A 24,504-nucleotide genomic window follows, 5' to 3' on the forward strand; every position below is an offset into this window, starting at 1 on the left:
TTATATAATCAAAAGTCCAAGTAAATAATGCTTTTAAAATTACAACTACAAATACAAATTAAACAGAGCATAAAATTGGTGTCTTAAATTTATGCTCTGTTTAAATATATTCCTGTTAATTTTATAATTAAAATTTATTTTATTATTCGCTAAGATCTATACATTTAAGTAATTCTATTAAAATTTCTCTCATTCTTTCTTGATTAATGCTTGGATTTTTTTCTTTATAATCTTCAATATTTTTCTTTACGTCCATTAATTTATAATGAATTCTTTTTCTTATGAAATCGAAAGCTTCAGTTGGAAGGACTGAATTTTTCATATCAAAAATTTTAAATTTATTTCCGTCAATTATAGTTTCTTTGTTGGTTAGTAATTCTTGCACTTTTATTAATCTTTCCTTTGTTAAATCTTGGATGTCACTAGGTAAAATTTTATATTCTTTTCATACTTCCTCAAACTCTTCTGGTTTATAATATTTTACCCCATCCAAAGTTATTATTTCAATCCCATTTGCTGTTTTTTCTGAAATTTTTCTTTTACCTAAATTTTTTCATTCAGGATGATCTTTTTTAATCTTTTTAAGTTTTAAATAACTAATTAGAGATATAGGAAAAAGAATTAAAATCATTAAAATTCAAAATAATCATTCACCTCAGAGATTTAACATTCTTTGTAAATAAATTAATATTGGATTAACATTAGAAATCCTATCAAAATAATTCATATATAAAATAATCATACTTAAAGAAAAACTAAAAATCACTATATGAGTTATAATTCTAAAAATATAAAAAGGTTTTTTTAAAGTTTTATAACTAGTAAAAAAATATCATATTGAAAATATGAACATAGCCATTCATAAACTAATTGTTGCTTGGTTTTTCATAATAAAGAACCAACTTGTTCAAATATCCAAAAATTTAAAAAATAATAAAAACAAACATATAATAACTATATTTCTAAAAAAATTTATACTTTTTTTAAAATCTCAAAAATCTTCTTCTCAACTTCTAGCTTTTTTCTGTTTATTTTTTTTAAACATTTAATTTTCTTTCTTTAAAAATTAAGTAAACTAAGGTTAAAAATGGAATAATTCATAAAAATAAACCAGAACAAAACAAAATAATTGAAATTAATGTAGAAATGGTGGAATTTAGTTGTAATCTTCATGCAATGATCATTAATGAATTATATAATATACTAATTAAAATTAAAACAATAATAATTAAGGGTTTTTCTTTCTTAACCATAATTCCAACTGATAAAACTGTTGAAAATGTAGATATTGTGAAAAATATACTAACTCATACGATTACAAAAATTTCTAATGCTTTTGGAATTGGTACTTTCCTTGTAGACAAAGTAAAAAATATAGTTAATAAAATAAATTGCAGAACCATTATTAACAAGCTTGCATAATGAAATAACCTTCATTTATTTTTTATTTCCACTAGTTTCTCCTTTAACTATTTCCAATGCTGTTTCTTTTAAATTTGGAGAAACAACTAGAGTATTAGTGTTTTTTGATTTGATTAAATCGGATAATTTATCAATGGCTTTTCAAACTAATACTTCTTCTGAAATATTTGCAGATTTTATAATTTCAATATAGTCTCTTTCTGCTTCTGCTAATCTTTTTAATCTGTAATATTCATCTTCTGTTTCAAGTTTTTTAATTTTACTTTTTTCTTCTGCTGTGTTAATTTCTTTTAATGCTTTAACATCATCTTCGTCTAAATTAATATCATTATTTAAATTAACTATTTCTAAACCTGTATTAGATACAATTGATTCAATTTCTTTTAATAAATTAGATTTTAGTTGATTGTTTATACCTGATAATTCTTCTCAATTTTTGCTTCTTATAAAATCTGAAATAGAGTTTTTAACACCAATTTCTAATTTTTTCTTATGAGCTTCTTTTTGTCTATAAAATAATTCTGGTTCTAAAACCTTTCACATTAATACTAATTCAATATTTAATCTTTTGTTATCTTTGGTAAACAATTTGTTAATATCAAATCTCATTGGAGTTTCGTCTAAACCAAAAGTTGCTTTGCTTGCTCCTTCGTTTTCAAATAAAGAAGTTTTAATTTGTTCATCTTCTTCTCAGTAATATGTTCCAGGAGTTTTTAAAAATTGGGTAATGATTTTTGTATTTTTGTTTTCAATAACAGTAAACTCATTTTCAGCAAGATCGATTCTTCTTTTTTGTCTTTCTCTTTCTTGTCTTTCTTTTTCTTCTAAAAGCATTTTAGCTATTAAATTATCGATTTCTGTACTGAAAGTCTCTAAATCCTTAATTGTATTATTTTCAACTTGCATAGAATTAAGTTTTGCTAAATTATTTTCTTTATCAGGAGATTTTAGAGTTTCTATTTTAGTTTTTAATTCTGATTTTTTTCTTTCAAAAGCCGCTTTTTTTCTTTGTGCTTCTTTTTCTTTCTTTTTCTTTAAAAAGAATCAAACACCAGCACCTATTACGATAACTGCAACAATAACAGATATAATTATATATATCATTTTTTAAATATCCTTTCTTAATTTTTTATTTTTTTAACTTTAGTCACATAAAAGATTCCATGCTTTTCTCTTTGAATATTAACCATAGTACCTGCTTCAAGAAAACCTTGTCCTTGTGCTGCAAGGACTTTCTTTTCTTGCCCGCTAATTTTTATGCTTCCATATTTTGGATTTGGATTACTATTCTCTTCATCAGCATCTTGTAAAAGTATAAATTCTCCTGCTTGATAGTAAGGATTGTGATTTTTAAGTGCCAATTCAAAAGCTGATGAATTTGAAAATATTAATACTTTTTCTGAATTTGTATATGCTTCTTTTTCATATTCTTTTATTTTTAATTTAATAATTTCATTTCAACAAGTTTCAATTGTTTTTTCTGAAATTTCAACCAAAGAATAATCTTTTAATTTTTCTATTATCTTGGTTTTATAAATTTTAAAATCCAAAATTTCAGCTTGTTCTAAAGATTTGCTTCTTTTAACATTTTCTTTTGCATTATTGAAGAATTCAATTGCAATTTTTTCAACAATTTTTCTAATTAGATATTTTTTAAATATTACTTCTTTTTCATTAAAAGCAACATAGATTATATTTTCTAAAGAAAATGGATTGAATGTATAATTTTTAAATTTAGCATCAAAATTTAATCATTCATCTAAAGATTTGTCTTTTAATGTTGGATTTTTAAAACACTCTAATACAGATTCATTTCCTGCTAATTTATAAATTTCTTCTAAAGTATTGACATCGGAATTATAAAAATATTTTGGTTCAGATTTAGATTCTGATTTTACAGTAATAGGATGAACTAAATTTGAAATAGTTTGATATTGTTTATAATCATATTCATAGGAAAGAGAAAATTCATTAATTTTATTTGTTTTCTTATTTTTATAACCTTCTAAATGTCATTTTCAAGTTCACTCTTCACTCATATCAACTTCATCTAATTTTCCTGATGTTAAAACATTTTCTCAACTTTCTTCAAAATATGTATAACCTTTCAATAAATAAAATAATTTAGAAATAATTGATTTTTTATTATTCATAAAACCTCCTTTCATAAAGCATTATACAAAAAAAAAAAAAAACAAAGATTTTGGTAAAAAAGTCCATTTTTCTTTGTTTTTAGACTAAATTTAAAGAAAAAAAGAGTTGTATTTTTCTTGTAAATATACAAAATTTTTTAATTATTTAATATAAATAAAAAATAAATTTAAGAAATAAATATTTTCAAAAAGATTAATTATAAATCAAAATATATTAATAAAATTTTTAATTTATTAAAACAAAATAAGTAGATAATATTAGTAATTAAAATTAGAAGTACTTAATTTTGAAATCAACTCAATTTTTTTTCTTTTAATTCAAAATAGTTGAATCCTATATGATTTTCAAAATTCTTATTTTATATTAATAAAAAACTTAATAAATAATATAGGTAACTACAAAATTAAAGTTTGAATAACAAATCAAAAAAAATTAAATTAAGCTATTTAGTAAAAATTCCTAATACCAAAGAATATTAAATTATTTATATACAAATAAAAATAATATATTGAAATTTATTACAAGACTTACAAGCACCGTTTTACAACTATGTAGAAAAGAAGAAGTATAAAGAATAAAAACTAGACTAAATCATTTAAAAACAATTTTACATTAACTTCAATTTTTATAACTACAACTCAAATATTTTAATTTAATAAAAATAAAAAAATCTCTCTTTAAAATCAGAGAGAAAATTATTAATTGAAATTTTTATTTCTTTAATTTTGAGGAAACTCAAAACAAAAAATAAGAAAGATTCTTGTTAAAAAGAATAAACTTTATACGAAATATTATTTTTACTATTTTGTTTACTTTTTATTAACTATTTTTTCCAAATATATAGGAAAAACAGGCATATTTGAAAAATATAACTCAATTTTTGCAAAATCCTATTTTTCTTAAATTTTTGGGGGGTAAAAATTGGTTCATTTTGCCAAAAAGTTTATTTTTCATTAAAATTTTACCATTTTTTTAACTTTTTGCCAAAAAAAATTATTTTTTTTTATTTTTGGAAAAATGTTGTATCATTTTAGTGTAAAAAAATACATTAAGAGTCACTGAGTTTAAGGGAACTTTGAAGTGAGCCAACCTGCAATGCAAGGTGGAAACCCTTGGGATATTAAATATCTGTCATGTATAGAAATCTTTAATGTTCCAAAAATTCTCTTTTGAAAATTAGAGAATTTTCTTTTTTAAAAAAATAAACAACAAGGAGAAAAAAATATGTATAAAAAATTATTTACAAGTGAAAGTGTAGGAAAAGGACATCCAGATAAAATATGTGATCAAATTAGTGATGGAGTTTTAGATGCTATTTTAAAGAAAGATCCAGATGCAAGAGTTGCATGTGAAGTTATGGCTTCTAATAGATTGATTATTATAGGTGGCGAAATAACAACTAAGACTTATGTAGACGTTGTTAAAGTAGCTTGAAATACAGTTAAAAAGTTAGGATATAGTGAAAGTGATTTTACTATTGTTTCTAACGTTAATAGTCAAAGTCCAGATATCAACCAAGGAGTTGACAAAAAAGATGGAGAAATAGGAGCAGGTGATCAAGGTATTATGTTTGGTTATGCAACCGATGAAACACCTGAATTTATGCCTTTAGCAATTACACTTGCTCATGCATTAGTAAAAAGAGCAGAAGAGTTAAGAGTAAGTCATAAATTTAAATGAGCAAAGTCTGATATGAAAAGTCAAGTAACTATTGATTATACAGATGAAAAAAATATTAGAATTGATACTATACTTATGTCAATTCAACATGATGCTAATTATGACGAAAATGCCTTTAAATCCTTTATAAAAGAAGAGATTATGCTATTTATTTCTAATAAGTATAATTTAAATAATGACTATAAAATCTTAATAAATCCTACAGGTAAATTTACAATAGGTGGTCCTATTGGCGATGCTGGATTAACAGGGAGAAAAATAATAGTTGATACCTACGGTGGTGCTGCAAAACATGGAGGTGGAGCCTTTAGTGGAAAAGATTATACAAAAGTAGACAGAAGTGCTGCCTACGCAGCAAGATGAGTGGCTAAAAATTTAGTTGCCGCAAAAGTAGCAAAAAAAATTGAAATTCAATTATCTTATGCCATCGGTATAAGCAAACCAATTTCCATTAATGTTAATACTTTCAACACATCTAATTATAGTGATGAATTTATCTTAGAAATCATTGATAAAACATTTAATTTAACACCAGCAGGAATTATTAATGATTTAAATCTTAAACAACCTATTTATCAACAAACTGCTTCATTTGGACACTTTGGAAGAAATGATTTAGATTTACCTTGAGAAAGATTAAACAAGGTAAATGAAATAGAAAATATACTTAAAAAGAGATAGATGAAAAAATACCTTACTTTTGAAGAGCAGTTAGACAGATTAATAAATACAAAAAAATGAAAATTTTTCCTAAGGAAAGACATGATGCACTAAAAAATTTAAAAAATAATAATTACATCAATTACTTTACTCCTTTTAAAATGGTTTTTGCTAAAATCAAAAAAGATGAGTTATTAGATTGAAAATATATATTAGGAAAGTGAAAGGAAAAAAATAAATTTTTCAACTTTTTTCAATTCTTTTATGAAAAGGATAAAATAAATAATGAACATATTTATGAAAAATGATTTACATATGATAAATTAAAAAAGTATAATGAAAATAATAAAAAATTTTCTGAATTCTTCTTAAACATTGTGTTAGAAATAGAAAGAAGAATAAAAACTATTCTTGCAAACAATATTGGTAAATGGATGTTGAATACAGGATTTTCAGGAAAAGAATGAATTGTTTTTTTAGAAAAAACTTTTATTAACAATTCTAAAGAAGATATTAAGAGTTTTAATAAATTTAAGGAAAAAGTTTTAAATAAATCTAATTATATTTGAATCAATATAGAAGAATTTACTATAGGAAATTTAAAATTTCTCTTAGAAAAAATATTAAATAAAAAAAATAAATTTTTAGATGAACAAAAAAAGAAGGAATTAGTTAGAGAACTTATTAATATAACAGAAGAAGTGGATGAATTTTTAAGTATATTAAGTTTCATTTCTAAATTAAGAAATTTTTTAGCCCACTCTAAAAACATTCAATATTTTTTTATATTAGAAATAAATGAAATTATTCAAGGAAAATTAAAAGAAAAAAAGAATTTTAAGTTGATTATTAGTAAGGAAATAAAATTTCTATATAGGATAGATGAAAATTTTTTTCCAGCATTACCATATATTTTTGATTTATTGATTATTGAAGAAAAAAAGAGAATTAATGAAGATATGGTTAAAAATAAATTTAAAAAAGTACATGAAATTTATAAGTCTATTATTTAATTTAAAAACTCACTTTAAAAGTGAGTTTTCTTTGTTCCCCATACCAAGCCTAAAAAACGGACATAAATAAGGGATCCGCCAATTAGCGACCGTTCTTTCAATAAATAAATTCTACCATATTATTTTTTATTTTTTTTATTAAAACAAAAATAAAATGTTACCCCATTCCCAATATAAAATGTGACTTTTTGTTTATGTGGTTAAATTCATATAAAAAGAAATACAACTATAATGACACATTAGAATTTAAAAGAAAAGGAATTTTAAAAGTTATTTCTTCAAATAAAAAAAATATTAGCTAATAAAAACATTATAATTTAATTATGAAATCAGAATCACAAACTAAAAAATCAAATCAAAAAAAATAAAGCAGTTGGAAAAAAAAGACAACCAATGTCCCTGGAAAAAGAAAAATAAAATCTCCGATTTAAAATGGGAGATTTTTCTTTTAAAAAATTAGTTATCACAATGTTTTGTGGATTTTACTTTGAAATTTTAGTTAAACCATTCATATAAGGAACTAAAACTTTTGGAATATCAATTGTTCCATCTTCATTTTGATATTGCTCTAAAATAGCAGCAAAAACTCTATCAATAGCTATACCAGAACCATTTATAGTATTTGCATACTCTGTTTTATTATCTTCATTTTTATATCTAATTAATGCTCTTCTTGCTTGAAAATCACCAAAGAATGAAATTGATGAAACTTCTCTAAATCTTTGTTCTGAAGGAAGTCATAATTCTAAATCAAATGTTTGTTTAGAAGAAAAACCTAAATCTCCTGTGCTTAATGCTACTGTTCGATATGGAATTTCTAATTTTTCTAAAATGTTAGCAGCATCTTTTACAGTTTGGTAAAATTCGTTCATTTTTTCTTTATCATTAACTATTTTAACTAATTCTACTTTGTGAAATTCGTGAGATCTAATTAAACCTTTAGTGTCTCTTCCGCCACTTCCTGATTCAGATCTGTAACATTTTGTATATCCAACATATTTTTTTGCAACATTTAAATCTAAAATTTCATCATTATGATAATTGGTTAAAGTTACTTCTGCTGTAGGAATCATTCACATATCATTATTTTCGATTTTATATAAATCTTCAGCAAATTTGGGAAGTTGTCCTGTTCCATAAAGCATTTTACTTAAAACCATTGTAGGAGTAACCATTTCTGTATAACCATTTTTTGTGTGTTCATCTAACATAAATGAAACTAATGCTCTTACTAATCTTGCTCCTTCATTTTTAAAAATAGCAAATCTAGAACCAGACATTTTAACTGCTCTTGAAAAATCTAAAATGTCTAAATCTAAACCAATTTCATAATGTGGTTTTAATGCTTTTACAAGTCCTCTACCGATTTTATCTTTAACTTCAACTACTACATTATCATTTTCATCTAAACCTACAGGAACTGAATCTAAAGGTAAATTAGGAATATTTGATAATATATTTTCAATTTTAGAGTTAATTTCATTGCTTTGTTCACTTAATGAATCGATTTGAATTTTAAGTTCACTTACTTCCTTTTTGATTTGGTCAGTATTTTCTTTATTTCTTACCATTTGACCAATTTTGGCTGATTTTTCATTTCTTTGACTCTCTAAAAATTGAAGTTTTGACATAACTTCACTTCTTTTTTCTCCAAGTTTAAAAATTTCTTCTACTAAAGAAATATCAAAATTTCTTGTTTTAAGTTTATTAATAACTTCTTCTTTATTATTTAATATAAATTTAATATTTAACATAAATAAAATTATAATACAAAAACTAAAAATATATCTTATTAGTTAAAATTGAATTGATATTTTTTAATAGTAGTTTATAATTTCCATATGAAAGAATTTGAAGTCAAAGTAGAAAGAAAGATTTTTGAAAACAATACTAAAAATTTCTTTATTTTTTTAGTAAAAACTAAAGAAAAACAAATAATTAGTCTAACTTCAAAAATTAATTTGGAATTAAAAAAATCTTATTTAATTACCGCTTTAGAAAAAAAGCATCCAAAATATCAAAATAGTTGAGAATTAAAAAAATGTGAATTAATTATCGAAACAAACGAAAAAGAAATAGTAAAATACTTTTCTTCTTCACTTTTTCCAGGAATAGGTCAAAAAATGGCTCAAAGCATTTATAACACTTGGGGTGATAAATCCATATTTATTTTAAAAAATAATCCTAATCTCATTTATTCTATTCCTAAATTAATTCCTGAAAGAAAAGCAAAAATTATTTTTGACAAAATTTCTGCAAATTCTTTAAAACAAGAAATAGAAATTTTCTTTTTTTCAAATGGATTAGAAAATTTATATTCTAAATTAGATAAAAAGTACAGATTGTTAGAATTTTGAAAATACTTAAAGGATCAACCTTTTTGTATTTTAGATGCAGTTGATGAATATGTTTTTTCTGATGTAGATAAAATGGCTTTGGCTTTAGGTATAAAACCAGAAAGTAAAATTAGAAAAAAATATATAATTTTAAACGAGTTTTTATCTTATTTAAAAGACAATGAAAATACTTTTTTAGAACCAGAAGAAATAAAACATGTTTATAAAAATGCAAATAAAAAAATTTTTATGAGTATTGAAGAATTTAAAGAATATGTAAAGATTTTAATGGATCAAAAATTTTTATTTTTTGTCAAAGATAAAAAAAATATTACTCACTTTATAATGTATGAACAAGAGCAATTTATTGCAAAAACTATTAATGAAATTAAAAAGAAAGAATATAAATTTAAATATAAAAAATCTATTATTGGTAAGTATTTAGATGATATACAAAAAAAATCTGTAATTTCTGCTTTTGAAAATAATTTAACTATTATAACAGGTGGTCCAGGGACTGGTAAAACAGAAATTTTAAAATTCATTTATAAAGGATTTAGCGATGTTTTTGGAGAAAAAAACGTTGCAGTTCTTACTCCAACTGGAAGAGCATCTTTTCACATTTTTCAAAAAGCATCCATCCCTTCTAGAACAATACATTCATTTTTAGAAGTCTCATGAGAAAATGAAAATATTGAATATAATTTAGAATTAACAAAAGAAATTAATGCTTTAATTATCGATGAGTTTTCTATGGTAAATACTGATTTGTTCTATAAACTATTAAAATCTTTAGATTTAAATAAAATCAAAAAGATAGTTTTAATTGGAGACAAAGATCAATTACCTTCAATAGGTTATGGAAATTTATTAAATGACTTTATTAACAGTGATAAATTTATTACTAATAAATTAATAAATAATTATCGTCAAAAAGACAAACAAGAAATATTAGAAATTGCAGCGTCAGTAAATAATGGCCAAATACCTGTATTTAAAAATAATTATGTAAAATTTTATGAAAGTAATGCAAAGTCTTTTCTAGAAATTTTCAATAAGCAAATTGACTTATTTTTATCAAAATTTTCAATAAATGATTTTATTGTAATTGCTCCAAAATATGCAGGAAATGCAGGAATTAATAATATTAATAAAATAATTCAAAGCAAAATTTTTGATGAAAAAAATAATACTTTTTTTGAAATAGACGGCATTAAGTACTTTGTTAACGACAAAGTTATGCAAACAGAAAATGATTCCAGTCAAAATTTAGTAAACGGGGAAATCGGTTATATAGAAAATATTCTGTTTTATAAAGAAAAAGTGGAATTTATAATAATTAAATTTAATGATAAACTAATTAAATTTACAGAGCAAAAATTCAGAAATTCTATAGTTTTATCTTATTGTGTTTCTGTACATAAATTTCAAGGTTCTGAAACATCTGCTCTTATATATTTAATTTTTAAAGAATATAATATATTTTTAAATAAAAAAATCTTTTATACAGGAATTACAAGAGCAAAGGATGAATTAATAATTATTGGAGAAAAAGATGCTATTGAAATAGCTGTATCAACAGAAGAGAGAGAAAGAAAAACAAATATCAATTATTTTTTAGAACAAAATGACTAAAGAATTTTACTGTTATTTGTAAAAATTATTCTTATAATGGAATATAATTTAAAATATGAAATTAATTATAGGTTTAGGAAATCCTGGTGTTGAATATGAAAATACAAAGCACAACGTGGGATTTTGAGTTTTAGATAAAATAGCTAATGAATTAGAATTAAAATTTGAAAAAAGTAAATTCAATGGTGTTTTTGCAAAAAAAGAAGATTATGTTTTAGTAAAACCATTTACTTATATGAATAAGTCAGGTGATTTTGTAAGAGAAATAATGTCTTTCTTTAAAATTCCTGCTGATGATATTCTTGTTATTTATGATGACATGGACTTTAAAATAGGTCAAGCAGCAATTAAAAATCACGGTTCTCACGCTGGGCATAATGGTATGAAAAACATTATTGAACAACTTGGAACTGATCAAATTAAAAGATTAAAAATAGGTATTGGTCGACCAGAAAATAAAAACACTAGAAATTACGTTTTAACCCCTTTTAGTCAAAGTGAAAAAGAAATAATTGATAAAGTTGTTGAAGATGCTGCTCTTGCTTCAATTGAATTTATTTCTAACGATATAAGAATGGTTATTGAAAGGTTTAATGCTAAAAATAAAAAAGCAAAGACTTCTCTTAGCAGTTAGTGGCGGGCCAGATTCTATCTTTATGTTAAATAAGTTTAAAAATAAAGATATTGTTGTGGCACACGTTAACTATAAAAAAAGAGAAACTAGCGATGAAGATCAAACAATAGTAGAGAATTTTTGTAAAAAATACAAAATTCCTTTTTTTGTTCTAACTGTTAGTTATGATAATTATGAAAAGATAGAAAATTTCCAAAATTTTGCCAGACAAATAAGATATGATTTTTTTAAAAAAATTTATAAAGAAAATAACTGTAATTTCCTTTATATTGCCCATAATAAAGATGATTTTTTTGAGACAATAATGCTTCAAAAAAATAAAAATAAAATAGTTAATTATTGAGGTATAAAAAAGAAAAGTCAACTCTTTGATATGCAAATTTATAGACCATTACTTTTTAAGTATTCAAAAAACAAAATTGAAAAAATATTAAAAAATAAAAACATAAATTTTGCGATTGACTATACAAATAACTTACCAATTTATGAAAGAAATAAAATTAGAATTGAGTTTAAAAATAAATCTTTTTATAAAAATCTAACAATTTTTTCTTACAAAATTAAAAACATTTTTTTATTATTTAAAGATAGAAAAAATAAAAAAATGTTGCAAAAATGAGAAAAAACAAATTTTGATATTGATTGATTAAAACAACAAACAGAAAAAAAGCAAAAAAATTTAATATATAACCTAATTCACCAAAAATTTTTAAATATAAATTTAACTGAAAATAAAATTAATTTAATTTTACAATTTCTCTTTTCTCAAAATAGGACATCTTCCTTTTTATTAAAAAAAGGTATTTTTCTTTATAAAGTAAAAAATCACATAATATTTAATGAATAAAAATCTATTTTTTTATTTATTTTTTGCGTTTTTTTTAATTTTTTTAAAAAATAACAAAAAATTCTATAAAAATTCTTGATTTTTACAAAAAATAGTTTATAATAATAGAGTATCTCGCGAGTGTAGTTTAATGGCAGAACTTCAGCCTTCCAAGCTGACTATGAGGGTTCGATTCCCTTCACTCGCTCCAATCATTAATTTGACCAAAAAAGCAAGCTTTATAGCTTGCTTTTAAAATTCTTTTTTGAAAACTGAAAAGTTTATTTCACCTTCTGTAAAAAAGAGATTTTCTCTTTCAAGAAAACTTCTAACAAAAACTTTTAATGTTCCTGTACCCCTTCCTACAATTATATTTAAACTGTCATATTGATTTGAATTATTAAATTCAAAAATGGCATTTGATAATACTATTTCTGCTTCTGATGTAGTTAATCCGTGCAAATCAATTGTTTTTTCATAACTTCAATTATTCATTTATTTTTGACATTCCTTACAGTAATAGGTTCCTCTACCATTTACTTTTATTTTTAAAATTTCATTTTGACAGATAGGGCAAGGTAATCCTTTTTTAGTGTGAACTTGTAAAAAGTTTTGGAAAGAACCTTTTTTCTTATTTAATGATGTATAAGAATTAATACTACTTCCACCTAATTCGGTGGAACGATCTAAAATATCTGTAGCTACTTCTAGAATGTCTTTAGCTTGTTTTTTGGAAATTAAATTACTAGGGGTTTCTGGATGAATTTTGGTTGCAAACAGCACTTCATCTACATAAATATTTCCTAATCCTAAAACAAGAGTTTGATCTAATAAAGAAGTTTTAATTGCTTTTTTTCTAGATTTTAATTTTTTATAAAATTCTTCTAAATTTGTTTGTGCAGGTATTTTTCCTAATTTAGCAAGTGGATTTGTTGTTAAATAATTTTGCTTTGTTCTTAAGTGAAAAGTTCCAAATGTTCTTGTATCATTGTAATGCAAATTACTATTATCACTAAACTCAAAAAGAACATAATCATGTTTTAATCTTGTTTTTGCTGGTTCAAAATAATTATATTTTCCTTCCATTCTCAAATGACTTAAAATAATATTATCATTAGTTAAATGAAATACAAGAAATTTTCCTTCATTAGTTACTTCTAAAATTGTTTGTCCAATTAAAGTTTCTTTAAACTTTTCTACGGAAATTTCCTTTATAAATGAATCTCTAAAAATGTGAATATTCTCAATTTTTTTATTTTGAACATGTTTATTTAATTCTTGTCTTACGACTCTAACTTCTGGTAATTCTGGCATAATATAAAAATTTTACACTTTTATTGTAAATATTATAAAAATATTATAAAAATGACTAAATATAAGAAAAAAATCGGTTTATAACCGATTAATTTTCTGCTTCATATTCTTGTAATTTTAACTTCATTTCTTCTAAAATATTTCTTTTGAAAACTTTTTTCTCTAAGAAAATATTTAAATATAAAGAACCAATACAGAATCCTAAAAATAAGAAATAAACTAAAACAGGAACTCATTTATATATCAATTTTCCATTATCTCTAAATAAACCTCAAGATGAATTAAAATCAGGGTTAAATAAATCTGAAAAAATTGTATATAAATAAACAACTTCTACAAAAGCAATACCTGCAACAGAAATTACAGAAAATGTATAAAATAAATAACTATTTAATTTCTTAGTTTCTGTAATTTTATTTCTTTTTATTAAATATGAACCAATTACAAATCCATATATACCAAAAAAGAAAACTGTAGGATAATTTGTTGCTCCATCTATTCAACTATCCATTTTTAAAACCACTGAAGGTACTAAAATCAAGATAGCTCAAAAAGTTAAAATGATTGCATTGTATATTAATTCTGTTTTTTTAGCACCTATTTTTCTTTTTAGTGCATATGAACCAAAAAATAAATTTAAGTCAATTGCACTATATGTTTCACTAATAAATGCTAATGTTATTCCGTTTATTACTCCAAAAGTTGATATTAAAATAAAGAACACTACAGATGGAATAATATATTTAGATACAGTTTTTGGTAATGTATCTGCTAAAACTGTTCAAACAATACCGCTATTATGTAAAATGGATGACACAGCAATTAAAGTATATAAAATAACTATAAGAGTCATTCCAAATAAAATTACAAAAGGTAAATTTTTAGATGCATTTTTCATTTTGTTTCTTACAGAACCGGCAACTAAAAAAGCATCATAAGAAAAGAGAACTGCAGGAATTGCGACAATCATTCCTTTTAATCCAAAAGGTGCTTTCCCTTCAAAATCTAAAAACGCATTTACTCCACCTTCTGAATTATGGGTGTCAAAAAATGCAATTCCCACAATAACAGCAACTATTAAAGGGATAAATTTTGTAAATGTTACTACTGTTTGTATTATTCCACTTGTTCTAATAGATAAATGATTTAAAGCTAAAAATAGAACAGAGAATAATAAACCTACTACAACAATTACTCAAAATGGAATTTTACCAAACTCCAAACTTGTTATTCCTGATAAGAAAAAGAAAAATATTTCTGATCCAAAAATACCTAAAACACTTGTTAATAATCCATAATAAAAAAGTGAATATAAAAATGATACTCCATACCCTGCTTTTACACCATAAATTTTATAAGCTCAACTAGATAAACCTGTTAATTTAGTTTTTCTGAAACTTCCTATTTCAGAAAAACTAAGAGCTGCACCAAGTGAAATAACTCCACCAATAATTCAACTCAATAATCAAGCTAATCCATTATTTCCGGTTGCTTTAGCTACTGATGCGTTTTTGAAGAATATTCCTATTCCCACAACAGAACCAATAAGCAACATCAATGAAACAAATAAGCCAATTTTTCTTACTGATTTTTCTTGCATAAAATCTCCTTATTATTTTTTATTATATAAAAGAGAAAAACTCCTACTTTTTTAAAAGTAAGAGTTTGTTTTATTCATTATTTTTAAAATAATTTTATTCTCTTACTTAAAAAAGGTATGAAAAAAAGCAATTGCATAAATTTCAATTGAGTTATTTCAGAACATAATAATTGAACTTGATTTGCTCATTTTCATACCCTTCCTAAGTTTATATAACAAATTTATTATATATTATTTTTGACTTTTTTATAAAAATATTATTTTGCTTTATATTTAGACACGATTTGAGCTAATTTTATCGATCAATGATTTAAGCCACCTTTAGTTTTTATTATATTATGCTCTTCTTTTAAAATTTCCACTATTTCATTTAAATGTAAATACGGGAATTTTACTCTTATTTCAAAAAAAATCACTTGATCATCAGTGAGTTGATCTACCAAATTATTTTCTTTTAAAAATAAATAATTTTTTATATCTCTTTGAGAAGCATTTACAAGTCTTTGTTGATTATGAAAGTCTAAATTAGCAAGTCTATTTGCGTTATTTTCAATATCTCTTTCATTTTTCAAATTGAAAAATTTTAAAAAACTAGTGTTTGCTCTAATTGCACTTAAAAAGTCCAAAATATTATTTACTTTCTTTTCATAAATAAAAAATTTATTTTTTCTTTTTTTAGAAATAAAATTAAATTCATAGTTATTTAATTTTTCAATCATTAAATTACCTATTTTCTCTTCAAAATAACTTATTTCAAGATGATAAGAAGTAGAATCTATGCCTGAAATAGTGCCACCACCTAAAAATGCTCCTGCAAAAAAGAAAGCTGGTTCATTAATAACTAATTCTAAATCAATATCTTTTTTTAAAATGATTATTCAGTTTTTATTTTTAATTGAACGATAAAATTTAATCTTAAATTTATCTAATTTTTCCTTTATTTTCATAGAAATATCTGCTCTATTAATTTTTATAACAACTTCTAAATCATTATTATTAAATTGACAATTTGTAAAGATTAAACCTTTTAAGAAGCTTTTAAATTGCTTTTCTTTCATCTTGTTTTCAATTAATTCCATTTTTATTTCATGAGTAAATGACATAAAACCTCCTTTATATCTATAAAAAAGCAAAAAAAAAGCAGCAACTCCCTATTTTCCCATCTCTGGTATCTTCGGCGTAAAAGGTCTTAACTACTGAGTTCGGAATGGTATCAGGTGATCCCCTTTGCTATGGTCGCTTGTATATATATTACCACAATTTTAAAAATAGTCAATAATTTTTTTATTTTTTTTACTTGTATAAGCAAACTATTTGTTTAAATCTGGTTTTCCTTGTTTAATAAATTTAAATAGATTTTCTCTTCATTTAATATTGTGCTTGTTAGCTTCAGTATTATAATAAATCATTTTCATTAAATCGTTGTTATGAATTGATTTGGCTGAATCACCAAAAAATGATGAATATCTATTTCCAAATATTGAAGTTATTAATGTCTGTTGCTCTTTTGACTTTCCTGCTAAGGAATTATATATACTTTTTTCTATATTGAATGGTGAAGAAGAATAGTAAATAATATAGTGAAAAGAACTTTCTCTTGCATAAGTTTCATATGCATATCATAAAATTAATCCTGAAAATCTATATAGAAATTTTCTATATGGATTGTCCAATTCATTAACATTTGGATGAGTCTTTTTAAACTCTTTATATTTTTCAAATGCTTTTGTTGAAATTAAAGTAATTTTTGAAACTAAAGAATCACCGCTTAATTTAGTAATATCACTTATACTTAAACTTGTTCTTTTTTTTGTGTCAGGATCATTATTTATATTATTTAAATAATAAAAGAATAGATTCTTTTCTTTTGTTAAGTTTTCGGTGTTGCTAAATGGAGAATTTTCTATTATTACATTGAAAAAGTTAACAAAATTTTCTATTGAAATATCGCCAGTTTCTATTAATTTAAAAAAATCTGCTAATTTAGTTAAATCACCAGTTAGTGAATTGAAATCCAAAATACTAATTACTTTTTCAAAAGAAAAGTTATTAAAACTCAACTCTCCTTTAACAAAAGAATCTATTAATTTATCAATATTTTGTAAAACTAAATCAATTTTATCGACAGAACCTATTAAATCAGTTATAAAAGGTAAAATATTTTCCTTGTTTTCTTGAGGATTTTCTAAATTTAGTTTTTGTTCTATAGTATTAGATATAACATTTAAAATGGTTTCATTGTTTTTTAAGGATTTAATAAAATTTATTAAATTGGTTTTGAATTCTTCTTTATGGTTTTCTAAATAAACTACAAATAAAGAATTAAAATCATTAATTGAATCATAATGATTTTCATTTATAATAAAATCATTTAATATATCTGAAATTACTTTAATAAAGGATTTTTCCTTTGTTAAAGTTAAAATTGTTGCTTTATTTTCTTTTAAATTTACTAAGTTTAACTTGTCCAGATTTTCTAAAATAAAGGTTGTTGCAAAATTAGTTAATGCAGTTAATTTATTCTTATTTTTTATAGCAAAATCAGATTTTAAAAATTGTTTTAAAATTCTTAAAATAAATTTTTGATCTTTAAATATTGTTTTTAATTCTTCTAATAACAATTTAGAAGTTATTATTTGTGTACCTTCTATGCCATTTAAATCTAAATCATTTTCATCAAAATATTTTTGTAGTTTTAAAATTACAACATCTATAAAATCGGTTCTTAAAAACTCTTCCATTAATTTAAATATAAATGTTTTATTTTCTTCTGTTTTTTCATTAAAAAGTTCTACAATTTCATCATTTATTCCGTATTTTTCCTTTATTTTAGAAATAAACGAATTTATTATTTGATTAGTTAAATGGTGATTTGCATTAATTCAATTTAAGACTATTCTTTTCATTGAAAAGAGTTTGCTTTTTTCTTTATTTAATTCTGTTTGATAATTTGATTTTTCTAAAATCTCATCATTAAATAGTTTGGAATTTGAAATTATTTTAACTATCTCTTCGTTATTTTTTGAAAAATCAAAAATTTTATGAAAAGCATTTTTATCTTTATCTATATAGTTTTCATCTCAATTCTTAACTAAACTATAGTTTTTATCTATGTCATTTAGAGATAATTTTAAAATAATATCTTGAGCCATTTTTTTATATCCTAATTCTGTTGGATGAATATCAAAAATAGATTTTGCTCATTTATCATTATTAGATTTTCAATCATCTTCATCAAAAGTTTCAATATAATTAATTTTAGTTTCAATTGCTACTTTTTTAGAGACTGCATTAATGGAATCTAAAATTTGGTTACTTAAATTAACTTTTTCCTGTGCTATTGAACTAAAAAAATGATCAATTATATTTAATAGTCTCAATAAAGGCATTGGATAACCAACAAGTACAATTTCTGTTTTACTGTTTATTTCCTTTATTTTAGAGACTAATTTATTTAAATTTACATAATTTTCTTTAGAAATTCTTTCTAAATCTTGTTTTAAATTAAAAATTGCTTCTTTTTGAGTTTCTTTATTAAATAACTTTTCTAAGTTATTAAAATTTAAAGAACCAAATAAATCATTAGCCCCTAAACTTATTGTTATAAGATTAGATTCCTTTATTTTATTTTTTAAATTTTCTAAATTTTCTTTTTGAAAATCACCAAAAGCCTCTTTTATTCTATGTCTAAATGGATTTAGAGAGTCATCATCTCAAGATAAAAGAAATTGAAAATAACCTTTTTCTGCTTTAAGATTATAGTTTGCATTAGGTGCATCTAGTAAATATAATCAATCTACTATTCTTGTACCTGATAAAGCATAGTTATTAAACTGGTGTATTGCATTTGGTTTTAATTTGTTTATATAATTTGCTAAAAAAGCAGGAAAACTTAATCCTTCAATTTGATTATTTTTTAAATCTCCTGCAATTTCAAAACCGTATTCACTATTGAAACCGGCACTAATGGAATCTCCAATAGCTAAATAATTAATATTGTCTTTTAATAAATCTTTTTGATCATTATTAGTAATCTTAGTTTTTTGTGAGTTATTACTATTATCAGATTTATTTAAGTTTTGTTGAACATATAAAACGCTCGGGATTGTTATAACTGCTACAGATAATGTCAACCCTGTAGAAGCTCCTAATATGATTTTTGTTTTCTTTTTCATATTACCTCCTTGAGTTGCAAAAATAATACCATAAGAAAAAAATAAAATTAAAAAAATAAAGAAAATGTATAAAAATCTTATACATTTTTATCTATAAATAGCTTTAATTGAATTTTTTTAACTTTATTGCGTTTCTGTAATTTTTTGCAGTTTTGTCTACTTTTTCCTGTATTTTAGAAAGAAAAAGAAATAAGTATTCACTTACATTTATTTGATTATCTTTATAATCTACTAAGTATTTTGTTCTATGATGTTCATCTTTTTTAAGACCAAAAACTTGTATAGATAAAGAGTTTTTAAATAGAATTTTATCTATTGCTGAAATTTGATTTTGGAAACCATCAACTAAAATTAAATCTAGTTCTAAATGAGAAAATTTTTCTAAATATTTTTGAAAACCTTGTTTCATAAAATCGACATCAGAGTTTGATTTACTATTTTTATGAACATAGAAAAAGTTTAGATCTTCAATGTTTTCAGTCTTATTATAATAAAGAATAGAAGTGACTGGAACTTTATCTAATTCAAAAGAATTATCAATAATAATAAAATTTTCTAATTTTTGTAATTGTAATTTCTCTTTTAATTCTAAAATAATAAAATCTTGATTTTGATTTTTAATTTCATCGATTTTAGATATTCTATTTTTATTGTGAGATTCTGCATTTTCACAAGCTAATTTAAATTGTCCTTTTTTTGCTATTTGGATTTTTTTATCCAAATTAATTAAATTAAAATCTATATTTGAAAAATTAGCACCTAAAACTATTTTTTTAGGAATTATATTTTCTTTATAATACTCATTAATAAAATTTGCTATAAAAAGGTTTTTATCTGTATTTTTGTCAAATTTATCATCTATAATGCTTAACAAAGATCCTGCACGATAAATAAAAATTGTAGTAAAAAAGAATTTTTCAGTTTCTTGAATATCAAAAATATCAACATCGTATTCGATATTTAATTCTATAGTCTGTTTCTCATTAAGATTTTTCTCTAATTTATCTATAAATTTTTTAATTTCTAAAGCTAATTCTAACTTTACATCATCAAACTTATAAATTTCATATTTCTCTTTTAATTCCTTTATAAAAAAGGACATTTTGTTTGATAATAACTTTTTTATTTGAAAAAAAGTAGAGTTTAGAGATTCTTCATTTCATTGATCTTCTTTTATTTTAAGTCCATCTTTATATAAAAACATTTTTTCAATTAGATTTTGAATTTCTCTAAAACCGTAACTAGGTGGAAGTGGTCCAAAGTGATATAAATTCTTTCCTTCTTTAAAGTTATTTTCTCTTAAAATAGAGATTTTTTTATCTTTTTTAACTACTAAATAAGGATATTTTTTATTATTTTTTAAAAGAATATTATATTTTGGTTTTTTTTCATTAATTAATCTGGTTTCTAAAATTAAAGAATCTTTTTCGCTATTAGTTTCAATGATTTCAAAATCCCTGATTTCTTCTACCATTTTATAAGTATAACGAGAATTGATGCTACCTTTAAAGTATTGCATCATTCTGTTTCTCAAATTCTTAGCTTTACCTATATATATGATTTCATTTTTTTCATTTTTTCACAAATAAACTCCAGGTTTAGTTGTAACTTTTTTTACTTTTGTTAACACTTTTCTCCTTTACAATCAAGGTTCAAAAACAATAAATGCAGTTATTATAGAAATTAAAATTAATAAAAATACGGGTTTTTTCTTTATATTTCACACTATAGAAATAATTATAAAAAATATAGAATAAATTATTAATGCTATAAACCTTCATCCACTAAAAAACGAACTTTTTTCTGTTGATTTTACACCAAAATATCTTAAATTAATATCATTAAAATAAATATTTGGAAATGTAATGCTTATAAATAATTGAATAGCAAGAGCAAATAAAATTCCTGCTAAAACTGGATTTAAATATTTTATAACTTTAGATAAATATTTATTTTTTTCTGTATTTTTTATTAATTTTACAGATAAAATCATTAAAAATATAGAAGGAAGACAAAAAATTAAATATGTAAAAAAACTTATTATTCATCCTCATCATTGTCCGTTTGAAACTAAAATACCAGTAAATGCTGCAAATTTGGTAGAAACTACACCGGGAGTAGAATTAGAAATGGTTATAACTGTATCAATTTGATCTTTTGTAATTTCTAGATTGAATGTATTTGATAAAAAATTTCAAAAATTTTCAAAAATAGGTATGAAAACTTGACCACCACCAAAAACAATTAAACCTATTATTAGTACTCCTAAAAAACAAGCTAAAATAGCTAAAATCATTATTTTTTCCCCTTTTTAACTCTAATAAATTCAACTATAAATACTATAAAAATAACTAATACTAAAGGAATTGCTGGTATATTAAAAGGACTTGGAGCAAACAAACAAAATGATAATGTTAGTATAAAAAGTGGAATTCAAATTGGTAAGCTTAATGTTTTAAAACTTGTTTTTAAATATCTATAAGCAAATGCTATTATTGTTCCAATTAATACAGGAATAACTGCTGCATTAATTACATATAAATATTTATTAGGTAAAAATGTTGTTAAAAAATAAAGAAGCATTGCCATAATAACGTGTGGCATTATTGCTAAAAGTGTAACTATCATTCCTTTTATTTTACCTAGTTTTACTATGGAAATATAAGATAACATTTCTATAACCGCTGGCCCAGGAATTAAATTAACAGCAACAATTCCATCATTAAATTCTTTTTCAGTTATTCATCCATATTGATCAACTGCATATTTTTTTATTATTGGCATTAGTGCATTTCCGCCACCAAAACCAATAAAAGTACATTTAATAATAAATAAAAAAACTTTTCAAAATTCCTTACTTTTCATAACATAAATTTTACATTTTTTTAAATCTCTGTTATATTTTTTTTAAAAAAAATACTTTTATAAAGGATTTATAGGTATAAAAGGATTTTTTACAAAAATTTCAAAATAAAAGCATAGTATAAAACTATGCTAAAATTGCGTTTATTTTTCCTTCAAATTTAGAAACAGATTCTATTTTTATATTTACAAAATCACCAACTTTATATGTTATTTTTTGATTAGATAAAAATAACTCATTTTCATCAACTTCAAATCCTTCCCCAGGTAAAGCGGAAACGTGAACTAATGCACTTGCTCCAGTTTCTAATTCAACAAAAAAACCAAATTTTTTAACTGAAACTATTTGTGCTTTAAATTCTTTATTATTGATTTTGTCTTCATAAAATTCTGCCATTTTTATTCCAAGAACTTCTCTTTCTAAAGAAATAGCGCTTTGTTCACTTAAAGAATTTTTTAAAGAAATTTCTTGTAATTCATTTTTGTATGCTTCGATTTTTTCTGTATTTTTTAAAAATACTAGTTCTCTAAGTAATCTATGAACTATCAAATCTGGGTATCTACGAATAGGACTTGTGAAGTGTGTATAATATTCTGAAGCAAGTCCGAAATGACCAACATTTTTTTCTGAATAAATTGCTTTTTGCATAGTTCTTAATAAATTAATTTTTATAAAGTTATCAAAATTAATTTTTTTAATTTTTTCCATTGCTTTGGCAAATTCCTTCGGTTCTTCTGTTAAAGGAATAGTTACATTTATATTTAATAGTTTTAAAACATGGTTAAAAGCATTTATTTTTTCAACATCTGGTGCTGGATGGATTCTATAAATAAAAGGAAAATTCTTTTTAGTCATAAATTCTGCAACATTTTCGTTAGCTCTTACCATGAAATCTTCTATCATGTTTTCACTTTCATTTCTTTCTCTAACTACTATATCAACAGTTTTTCCATTTTTATCTAAAACTACTTTTGATTCTTCGAATTCAAAATCTATAAATCCTTGTTTTACCTTATATTTTCGAATAATTTCTGTTAAATTTTTAGCATTAGTTAATAACTCAGAAATGTTTTTATCAAATTCTTTGTTTTTATTATAAAAATCATTAACTTCTTTGTATGTTAGTCTTTTGTAAGAGTTAATTATGGATGGATAAAATTTCATTCATACATTATTTCCTTTGGAATCAATTTCACATTCCATTGTAATAGTGAATCTATCAACATTAGGATTTAAAGAACAAATACCGTTAGAAAGTTCAAAAGGCAACATTGGAATAACTCTGTCTGCTAAATAAATAGATGTTCCTCTTTTTCTTGCTTCTAAATCTATTGTTTCATTTTCTTTAACATAATAACTTACATCAGCTATATGAACTCCTAAAATATAGTTTCCATTTTCAAGTTTTTTTACACTAATAGCATCATCAAAATCTTTAGTATCATCACCATCAATTGTCACTATTATTTCTTTTCTTAAATCAATTCTGTCACTTATATCTTCATTATCAATTGTTTGTGGTAAAAGTTTAGCAGCTAATAAAACATCTTCAGGAAAAATATGTGGTATTTCGCTTTTTTCTATACTTAACTCAATATCTTGAAAAGGTTTATTTAAATCACCATAGTTTTTAATCAAGTCAATAACTAAATTATTACCTTGTATATCTACTATTTTTACTTTTACTAAATCATTTTCACTAAAAGCGTATTTATTTTTTCATCTAAATCTTGCTTTTAAACGTGGATCTAAAGAAATAAAATCAAAAAAGGAACCATTTTTTTTAATGTAACCATAGTGAAAACTTTTTGATCTTTCAACCACTTTGTTAATTGCACATCATATTTCCCCATCTTTTTCTTCAAAACATGTTGCTTCAACCAAATCCTTGTCCAAAGAGTTGCAAGTATAAACTTTTGGAACAAAGAAATCTTCGGTTTCTGAAATTTTTATAAAGCCAAAACCTTTTGAATTTAAAGAAAATTCTCCTACAATTTTTTTAAATTCATGTTTATAAGAGTATTTTTGATCCTTACAAAACAAATGATTATTTTGCACTGATTTATTTAAAAAAATAGAAAATTCCTTATTTAATTTTCTATCTATTTGCATTTTTTTTACTAATTCTAAAAAAGTTAAAGATTTATTTGTTACTAATGATTGTATTGCTTTTAAATTAAATGTTTTCATTT

General features: G+C 22.8%; 19 protein-coding genes, 1 tRNA gene and 1 rRNA gene. 6 read left to right on the forward strand and 15 right to left on the reverse strand.

Features of this window, described 5'->3' with window-relative positions; translation table 4 throughout:
- Positions 1-142 precede the first annotated feature (142 nt).
- From ACXX88_RS01545 to ACXX88_RS01560, 4 genes are all read right to left on the reverse strand, one after another.
- On the reverse strand, positions 143-727 hold the full coding sequence (locus tag ACXX88_RS01545; protein WP_458559380.1) for a hypothetical protein: 585 nt from the start codon (positions 725-727) through the stop codon (positions 143-145).
- Between the two features lie 310 nt (positions 728-1,037).
- A complete protein-coding gene (locus ACXX88_RS01550; protein ID WP_458559381.1) occupies positions 1,038-1,454 on the reverse strand; it encodes a hypothetical protein in 417 nt (138 codons plus the stop codon).
- Positions 1,438-2,526, reverse strand: coding sequence for an SPFH domain-containing protein (locus ACXX88_RS01555; protein WP_458559382.1), 1,089 nt, complete (start codon positions 2,524-2,526; stop codon positions 1,438-1,440). The genes ACXX88_RS01550 and ACXX88_RS01555 overlap by 17 nt, the downstream gene beginning before the upstream one ends.
- A 17-nt stretch (positions 2,527-2,543) precedes the next feature.
- Positions 2,544-3,575 (reverse strand): hypothetical protein, encoded by a 1,032-nt coding sequence (locus ACXX88_RS01560; protein ID WP_458559383.1) that lies wholly within the window; start codon positions 3,573-3,575, stop codon positions 2,544-2,546.
- Positions 3,576-4,800: 1,225 nt separating this feature from the next.
- Here ACXX88_RS01560 and metK point away from each other — a divergent pair.
- Both metK and ACXX88_RS01570 read left to right on the forward strand, forming a co-directional pair.
- Complete coding sequence (metK, locus tag ACXX88_RS01565; RefSeq protein WP_458559384.1) at positions 4,801-5,937, forward strand: methionine adenosyltransferase; 1,137 nt, start codon at positions 4,801-4,803, stop codon at positions 5,935-5,937.
- Positions 5,938-5,993: 56 nt separating this feature from the next.
- On the forward strand, positions 5,994-6,929 hold the full coding sequence (locus tag ACXX88_RS01570) for a TM1812 family CRISPR-associated protein (protein WP_458559385.1): 936 nt from the start codon (positions 5,994-5,996) through the stop codon (positions 6,927-6,929).
- 482 nt (positions 6,930-7,411) lie between these two features.
- Here the strand turns inward: ACXX88_RS01570 and serS are convergent, their stop codons facing one another.
- Positions 7,412-8,683, reverse strand: coding sequence for a serine--tRNA ligase (gene serS / locus ACXX88_RS01575; protein WP_458559386.1), 1,272 nt, complete (start codon positions 8,681-8,683; stop codon positions 7,412-7,414).
- Between the two features lie 87 nt (positions 8,684-8,770).
- Here serS and ACXX88_RS01580 point away from each other — a divergent pair, with 87 nt between their 5' ends.
- From ACXX88_RS01580 to ACXX88_RS01595, 4 genes are all read left to right on the forward strand, one after another.
- The gene (locus tag ACXX88_RS01580) at positions 8,771-10,900 is read left to right on the forward strand and encodes an AAA family ATPase (protein WP_458559387.1); all 2,130 of its coding nucleotides are present in this window, start codon (positions 8,771-8,773) and stop codon (positions 10,898-10,900) included.
- Positions 10,901-10,955: 55 nt separating this feature from the next.
- The gene (gene pth / locus ACXX88_RS01585) at positions 10,956-11,534 is read left to right on the forward strand and encodes an aminoacyl-tRNA hydrolase (RefSeq protein WP_436358664.1); all 579 of its coding nucleotides are present in this window, start codon (positions 10,956-10,958) and stop codon (positions 11,532-11,534) included.
- The gene (gene tilS, locus ACXX88_RS01590; protein WP_436358665.1) at positions 11,494-12,381 is read left to right on the forward strand and encodes a tRNA lysidine(34) synthetase TilS; all 888 of its coding nucleotides are present in this window, start codon (positions 11,494-11,496) and stop codon (positions 12,379-12,381) included. Before pth ends, tilS begins: the two co-directional genes overlap by 41 nt.
- Before the next feature lie 116 nt (positions 12,382-12,497).
- Positions 12,498-12,571 (forward strand) — tRNA-Gly (locus tag ACXX88_RS01595).
- 41 nt (positions 12,572-12,612) lie between these two features.
- On the opposite strand, the gene ACXX88_RS01600 is transcribed toward ACXX88_RS01595, so the two are convergent.
- From ACXX88_RS01600 to rnr, 10 genes are all read right to left on the reverse strand, one after another.
- Positions 12,613-12,855 carry a Smr/MutS family protein gene (locus ACXX88_RS01600; protein ID WP_436358666.1) on the reverse strand — a complete coding sequence of 81 codons (243 nt, stop codon included), beginning with the start codon at positions 12,853-12,855 and terminating at the stop codon, positions 12,613-12,615.
- Entirely contained in the window at positions 12,856-13,674 is an 819-nt protein-coding gene (gene mutM / locus ACXX88_RS01605) for a DNA-formamidopyrimidine glycosylase (RefSeq protein ID WP_458559388.1), read from the reverse strand.
- Between the two features lie 88 nt (positions 13,675-13,762).
- Positions 13,763-15,274, reverse strand: coding sequence for an APC family permease (locus ACXX88_RS01610; protein WP_458559389.1), 1,512 nt, complete (start codon positions 15,272-15,274; stop codon positions 13,763-13,765).
- A gap of 257 nt (positions 15,275-15,531) precedes the next feature.
- Entirely contained in the window at positions 15,532-16,377 is an 846-nt protein-coding gene (gene whiA, locus ACXX88_RS01615; RefSeq protein ID WP_458559390.1) for a DNA-binding protein WhiA, read from the reverse strand.
- 35 nt (positions 16,378-16,412) lie between these two features.
- Positions 16,413-16,518: ribosomal RNA gene (gene rrf, locus ACXX88_RS01620) — 5S ribosomal RNA — on the reverse strand.
- A 66-nt stretch (positions 16,519-16,584) separates the two neighbouring features.
- Positions 16,585-19,449, reverse strand: coding sequence for an SGNH/GDSL hydrolase family protein (locus ACXX88_RS01625; protein ID WP_458557638.1), 2,865 nt, complete (start codon positions 19,447-19,449; stop codon positions 16,585-16,587).
- Positions 19,450-19,552: 103 nt separating this feature from the next.
- The gene (locus ACXX88_RS01630) at positions 19,553-21,079 is read right to left on the reverse strand and encodes a GIY-YIG nuclease family protein (RefSeq protein WP_458559391.1); all 1,527 of its coding nucleotides are present in this window, start codon (positions 21,077-21,079) and stop codon (positions 19,553-19,555) included.
- Between the two features lie 9 nt (positions 21,080-21,088).
- Entirely contained in the window at positions 21,089-21,745 is a 657-nt protein-coding gene (locus tag ACXX88_RS01635; RefSeq protein ID WP_458559392.1) for a chromate transporter, read from the reverse strand.
- The gene (locus ACXX88_RS01640; protein WP_436358673.1) at positions 21,745-22,314 is read right to left on the reverse strand and encodes a chromate transporter; all 570 of its coding nucleotides are present in this window, start codon (positions 22,312-22,314) and stop codon (positions 21,745-21,747) included. Before ACXX88_RS01640 ends, ACXX88_RS01635 begins: the two co-directional genes overlap by 1 nt.
- A gap of 124 nt (positions 22,315-22,438) precedes the next feature.
- On the reverse strand, positions 22,439-24,502 hold the full coding sequence (gene rnr / locus ACXX88_RS01645; RefSeq protein WP_458559393.1) for a ribonuclease R: 2,064 nt from the start codon (positions 24,500-24,502) through the stop codon (positions 22,439-22,441).
- Positions 24,503-24,504 lie beyond the last annotated feature (2 nt).

The sequence above is a fragment of the Mycoplasma sp. 5370 genome (assembly GCF_054343435.1).